Source organism: Aquabacterium sp. (genome assembly GCF_041915145.1).
Taxonomy (GTDB): Bacteria; Pseudomonadota; Gammaproteobacteria; order Burkholderiales; family Burkholderiaceae_C; genus Aquabacterium.
The window spans coordinates 1-5,418 of sequence record NZ_JAYSBZ010000121.1; the positions used below are offsets into that span (position 1 = coordinate 1).

The following is a 5,418-nucleotide window of genomic DNA, read 5'->3' on the forward strand; positions in this document are numbered from 1 at the left end:
GCCCAGCTGGTTGAGCAGGGCGCGGCTGCCGCGCGTGCCGGGGGGCAGCACGGGCTCGGTGGCGTGGTGGCCGGCCCCCTCGCCGCGGGCGCGCTCGAGCGCGCGCGTGGCGCGGCTCAACATGGAGTCGAGCGTGTCGCTGAACTGATGCTCGGTGCTGCCGGCCGAGAGGCTGACGCGCGGCCCCTGGGCGCCGTGGCTCCAGTCGTGGCGGCGCGCCGCCTGCAGGATGCGCTCGACCACGTCGCTCGCGTCGGCCAGGCCGGTGGCGGGCTGCGCGAGCAGCCAGCGCCCGGGGCTCCAGAGCGCCAGGGTGTCGGCCGGGCCGATGCCGAGGGCGACGAGTTCGGCCAGTTCGCGTTGCGTGGCGGCCGGCAGGTCGGGCGGGCTGTCGGGGTCGTTCGGGGTGACGTCGAGCAGCGTCAGGCAGAAGGGCTGGCCGTGGCGGCCGTGGCGCTTGATCTCGTGCTCGATCAGCGTGTGCATGTGGCGCGCGTTGGGCAGTCCGGTGAATTCGTCGTGCAGCGACTCGGCGCGCAGCGTGGCCAGCAGCTCGCCGAGCTGGCCGCTGTGCTGCCGGGCGCGCGATGACACGCGGTGCGCCTCGTTGATCAGCAGCACCGCGATCGGCAGCAACGTGGTGGCGAGCATCAGGTTGTGGATCTCGGTGCGCAGGTCGATGCGCCCGGGGGTGAGCCACTGCAACCCGGCGAGCGTGGCGATCAGCGCCGCCACGCTGCCGATGGTGAGCAGCATGGCCTGGCGCAGGCGCAGGCGGTCGATGTGCATCACCAGCACCAGGCACACCAGTTGCAGGGCCAGGCCGCGCACCACGTCCAGCGTGGCGTAGGCGAAGACCACGGTGCTCATGCCGTAGGCCGCGACCACCGTGTCGCTCCAAGCCTCGTCGCGCCGGATCGTCCGGCCCGAGCGGATCAGGCCGTAGAGCAGCGCCCAGCCGAGCGCGCAGTACGCCGCCACGCTGGCCGCCTGAACCGCCGGCACGAACCCCGCGAGGCTGATCAGCCCCAGCAGCAGCAGGCAGCACACGTCCACCACGATCATGTGCGCCAGCCGCCGGATGCCGTCTTGCTGCCGCGGATGCGAGCCCAGCAACCGCCGCCTCAGCCCGGAGGCCGGCGCGGCGGCGTTCGGCGAGGGCGGCTGGGTGGCGAGACTCATCGGGGGCGAACGGGTACGGCAGTGCGGGGATTGTCCGGCATCGGGCGGGGCGCGCGGGCCTCAGGGGGCGACCACGCAGCGGTCGCGTCCGGCCTCCTTGGCGCCGTACAGGGCGCGGTCGGCGCGCTCGATCAGCTGTTGCACCGAGTCGCGCGAGCGGTGTGCCGCGACGCCGGCCGACACCGTGGTGCGCAGCAGCGGGATGCTGCCGACCAGGCTCGACTGCGACAGTTGTCGACGCAACCGGTTGAGCGCGATCAGGCTCTCGTGTGCCTGGGTGTCGGGCATCAGGATGATGAATTCCTCGCCGCCCCAGCGGCCCAGCACGTCGGACTCGCGCATGCAGCGGCGCAGCACCTGCGCCACGCCGCGCAGCACGTCGTCGCCCACGGCGTGGCCGTGCGTGTCGTTGACGCGCTTGAAGTGGTCCAGATCGAGCAGCGCCACGCAGAAGGGTTGCCCCAGGTGCTCGGCGCGCAGGCGTTCGCGCTCCAGCCGCTCCATCAGGTGCCGGCGGTTGTGCAGGCCGGTGAGGGCGTCGCGCACGGCCAGGTCGCGCACCTGCTCGACGGCCGCGGCCAGCGATGCCTGGTCGCGCGCCACCTGCTGCCGCACCCGGCTGACGCGGCGCGACAGCCAGCCGAGCTGCGCCAGCACGAAGCAGGCCAGCATCACCTTCAGGATCTCGGCCTGCCACAGCGGCGTCGGCATGTCTTCGTACAGCCCGACGCCCGCCAGCGCGGCCAGCATCAGCCCGACGCTGAACAGGCTGACCAGCACCGTGGCGCGGGGCGCCAGCGTGACCATGCCGAAGATCTGGATCACGCACAGCGCCTGCAAGGCCGGGGGGCGCATGTCGGGAATGGCGACGTAGGCCGCCGTGGCGGCGATGCAGCCCCAGAGCAGTTGCGGCAGGCTGAGCTCGGGGTCGCGCCAGCGCGCGCTCAGGCCGCTGCGGATGATCGGGTAGAACGCCAGCGCGCCGACCAGGTCGATGGCGAGCAGTGGCCAGCGGTAGCGCGGCCAGACCAGGCCGCGCGGCACGGCGTAGCCGTTGATCACGAGAACCCAGGCCAGGTAGACCGCCACGCCCAGCAGCGACAGCCGCAGGTTGTCGCGCATCGTGGGGTGCGACCCCATGACCAGGCGGATCAGCCGCGTGCCAGCGCCGGGGGTGGGGCGGTCGGGAGCGGGGGGCGGGGCGGAGCGGGGCGACTCGGCCGCATCGGCAGGCAACGAGGGCGGCGCCAGCGGATGCCCGTTGCGCGGCGCGGTCGCGAGGCAGGGCGCCGAGGCGGTGGCGCCGTGAGCCGGGCCGGCGTCGGCCTCGGCGGGCAACTCGGCTTCGTCGCAGAAGGCGGTATCGCGGCCGGCTTGCTTGGCGAGGTAGAGGGCGCGGTCGGCGCGTTCGAGCGTGTGGGCCGCGGACGCGTCGCCGACGTGCGCCGCCAGGCCGGCCGAGCAGGTCACGCGCAGCCCCGGCGCCAGGGCGCCCCAGTCGAAGGCGTGCAGCGATTGGCGGATCGCGGCCAGCACGCGCGCGGCCTGGGCGACGTCGATGTCGGGCAGCATCAGCAGGAATTCCTCGCCGCCCCAGCGCGCCAGCGCGGCGGTGGGGGGCAGCGTGGACTGCGCGAGCGTGGCGAAGCGCTGCAGCACGGCGTCGCCGACGGGGTGGCCGTGCGTGTCGTTGACGCGCTTGAAGTGGTCGAGATCGAGGATCGCCACGCACAGCGCGTGCCTGCTGCGGCGCTGGCGCTTGAGCTCCTCGTCGAGCCAGCTCATCATCTGGCGGCGGTTGGCCAGGCCGGTCAGCGGGTCGCGCGTCGAGAGCTCGCGCAGCCGCTCCAGCGTGCGCGCCAGCTCGGCCTGCTGCTCGGTGCGGCGCGCGCGCGTGCGTTGCACCTCGCGGGCCACCAGCGCGCACGCGGGCAGCATCACCGCCAGCATCGCGAAGTTCAGCAGCTCGTCGGCGAGCTTGAAGCTGTCTGGCTCCAGGCGCCAGACCAGGGCCAGCGTGGCCGCCAGCATGACCAGCGCGATCAGCGCCGCGCGCATCATCCGGCGCGAGGGCAGGCGCGACATCTGCGCCGCCAGCAGCACCGACAGCAGCTGCAGCGGCGCGCCGCGCGCCTCGCTCAGCAGCCCGTAAGCCAGCATCACGGTGCTGATGTTGAGCAGCAGCGTGGGATAGGTGAGCAGCGGGTCATCGAGCCGGCGGGTGCAGCCGCTGCGCAGCAGGCCGTAGGGCAGCAGCCAGACCGCCGCCAGGTAGCCCGACACCAGATAGGCCTTCCAGGCCGGCCCCAGCTGCGCGGTGGTGCCGAACAGCAACAGGCTGGCGCAGACGACGAAGGTCAGCAGCGTGGGCAGGGTGCGCCGGATGCCCAGGCGCAGCTGCGGGTCGGTGCCGAGCACGGCTGCGCTCCAGCGCCCCGGCCGGCTCGCTCGCGAGCCGTGGTGACCGAGCTCGATCCCGCGCGCGCTCATCTGGCGGGCGCCTCAGTCGGCGGCCTCGCAGCGGTCGCGACCGCCGGCCTTGGCCGCGTACAGGGCGCGATCGGCGCGCTCCAGCGTCTGCTCCAGCGTTTCGTGCGGGTGGTGCGTCGCCACGCCCGCCGACAAGGTGATGCGCAAGGCCGATTGGCTGGGCGACAAGGTCAGGCCGACCAGTTGCTTGCGCAGCCGGTTCATGTTGCCGAGCGCGTTCAAGGTGTCGGTCTCGGGCAGCAGCACCAGAAATTCCTCGCCGCCCCAGCGCGCCGCCACGTCGGTGTCGCGCACGAAGGCTTGCAAGGTCTGCGCGAAGCCGCACAGCACCTCGTCGCCCACCTGGTGGCCGTGCTGGTCGTTGACGCGCTTGAAGTGATCGAGGTCGATCAGCGCCACCGCGAAGGGCCGGCCGTTGCGCTGCTGGCGCTTGATCTCTTGCCCCAGCAGCTCCTGCAGGTGTTGGCGGTTGTACAGCCCGGTGAGCGGGTCGCGCGAGGCGATGCGGCCCACTTTCTCGACGGCCGTGGTGAGCTCGTGCGTCTGCTCGCGCAGCAGGCCGCGCAGGTGGCTGAAGCGTCGGCACACCAGGGCCAGCAGCATCACGATGAAGGCGCCCAGCGCCAGCTTCACGGCCTCCGGCGTGGGCTGGAAGTCGAGCGGCCGCCACAGCGTCATGGCCAGCCACATCGTGGTCAGCATGCCCGCGGTGCTGGCGCCGGCGATCACGGTTTGTCGCGGCCGCAGGCTGAACAGCCCGAAGATCTGGATCAGGCACAGCATCTGCAGGATCACCGCGCGCAGCGGCGGGATCAGCGCGTAGCCCACGATGGCGCTGGCGCTGGCGTAGAGGATCTGCGGCAGCACCATGCCGGCGTCATCGAAGCGCGCCGAGTAGCCGCTGCGCACCAGCGGGTAGAAGGTGACCATGCCCAGCAAGTGGCTCAGCGTCAGCCAGTCGGCCGTGCTCTGGCTCTCGAAACCCAGGCGCACGGCGATCACGTGCATCACGCACCACGCCACGTAGACGCCGCTGGGCAGCAGGCCCAGGCGCACCGCCAGGCGCATCTTCGGGTCGGTGCCGAGCACCGCGTCGCCCAGGCGTTGCAGCGGCGTGCGTTGCGCGCGGCGCTCGGCGGCCAGCGCCGCGAAGCTGCTGTTGTCCAGCGTTGATTCGGACATCACGGTGGTGGACATGCGCCGCCCCTTTACTCAGAGGCCGACGGCGCGGTCGCGCCCGGCCGACTTGGCCTGGTAGAGCGCCAGATCGGCCTGCTCCAGCGTGCGATGCAGCAGCTCGGAGCCGGTGTGTTGCGCCACGCCGGCCGAGAAGCGCACCGCGAGTCCGGGCGCGTGCCGGCCCCAATCGTGCTTGACCACCTTGGCGCGCATGCGCTCCAGCGCCAGCAGCGCTTGCGGCCGTCCCGTGCCCGGCATCAACACCAGGAATTCCTCGCCGCCCCAGCGCGCCACCACGTCGGACTCGCGGATCGCCCGGCGCAGGCGCTTCGAGAAGTCGCGCAGCACCGCGTCGCCCACCGCGTGACCGTGCTGGTCGTTGACGCGCTTGAAATGATCGATGTCGAGAATCGCCACGCTGAACACCCCGCCCTTGCGCGACTGGCGCTTCACCTCGCGCTCCAGCATCTGCATCATGTGGCGGCGGTTGTAGAGATCGGTCAGGCTGTCGCGGGTCGAGAGCTTGTGCAACTGCCGCAAGGTGGCGGCCAGCGTTTCCTTCTGCTG

4 protein-coding genes are annotated in these 5,418 nt (G+C 72.4%); all 4 read right to left on the reverse strand.

The features are described 5' to 3' along the window. Positions 1 to 1,182: GGDEF domain-containing protein (locus tag ACE3SS_RS14660; RefSeq protein ID WP_374595216.1), on the reverse strand; the 1,182-nt coding region annotated here is incomplete at its 3' end. 60 nt (positions 1,183 to 1,242) lie between these two features. Then, positions 1,243 to 3,672, reverse strand: coding sequence for a diguanylate cyclase (locus ACE3SS_RS14665; RefSeq protein ID WP_374595218.1), 2,430 nt, complete (start codon positions 3,670 to 3,672; stop codon positions 1,243 to 1,245). Positions 3,673 to 3,684: 12 nt separating this feature from the next. After that, positions 3,685 to 4,869: a GGDEF domain-containing protein gene (locus tag ACE3SS_RS14670; protein WP_374595220.1), complete on the reverse strand. Its 1,185-nt coding sequence runs from the start codon at positions 4,867 to 4,869 to the stop codon at positions 3,685 to 3,687. Between the two features lie 15 nt (positions 4,870 to 4,884). After that, a partial coding sequence (locus ACE3SS_RS14675) for a GGDEF domain-containing protein (protein ID WP_374595222.1) occupies positions 4,885 to 5,418 on the reverse strand: 534 nt, incomplete at its 5' end.